The sequence below is a fragment of the Bacillus sp. LR--39 genome, from assembly GCF_053613335.1.
Map to the genome: position 1 here is coordinate 1 of NZ_JBSIOT010000609.1, position 834 is coordinate 834.

An 834-nucleotide genomic window follows, 5' to 3' on the forward strand; every position below is an offset into this window, starting at 1 on the left:
CTATGTGCAAAAATGTATTCGAGATGCTGATATGATAACGATCACAGGGTGCGGAAACGATCTCATCGATTCGGTCTTAGCCTACCAAACCTCTAAGGATGAAACGATTTTCAGCCGTGTATCCGCCCATTGCCATGAGAATTTTGAAAAGATGATTGCCAAAGTCGCCGAGATTAAAGGAGAAAATCCTTCCCCGTACGCCATTCGTGTGTTCAACTTATACAATCCGTTTCCCGAAATTGATATCGCCGGCAAATGGATCACTTCGTTTAATTCACATTTAGAAACACTTGCATCAGCACCCCATGTCAAAATCGCGGATGCCTATAGCATCTTCAAAGGCAAGGAGCGGGAATATCTGTCCTTTGACGGTGTCCATCCGAACTGCAAAGGCTATCAAGCGATGGCTGAAGCCGTTCACAAGCTAGGCTATAAAGAATTATCAGTTTCATAAAAAACGCGCCTCATGACAGGCGCGTTTTTTATGTGTGATCGAAATATTAAAAGAAACTTAAAATTCTCTGTCTTCTGTTCTACAGACAAACAAAGTGCGCTAGAATAATGGAGGGCGTAGGCAAATATAGCCATAACGTTCAATATTTCGTATATAAGGAAGGATGGTCCTTTTGTTTCGGATTTTTAAAATGTCTTTTGCGGTTATCATTATTATACTGGCGCTTATTGCTTTTAACTATACGGAACACACCTCTGTTATCCAATCAGTCATGCTCGTCTTTCTTGGTGCGGTCATGTTTATGCAGGGGCTTGAAGAACGCAAAAAAGAAAATGACGGCTCAGGCGCTTTTAATATTTATACCGCCGTTTTTGTATGGT

General features: G+C 41.4%; 2 protein-coding genes. Both read left to right on the forward strand.

Features of this window, described 5'->3' with window-relative positions:
- On the forward strand, positions 1-454 hold a 454-nt coding region (gene lipC, locus ACWHAR_RS25270; protein WP_452088209.1), incomplete at its 5' end, for a spore germination lipase LipC.
- Positions 455-626: 172 nt separating this feature from the next.
- A partial coding sequence (locus ACWHAR_RS25275) for a YczI family protein (protein ID WP_452088210.1) occupies positions 627-834 on the forward strand: 208 nt, incomplete at its 3' end.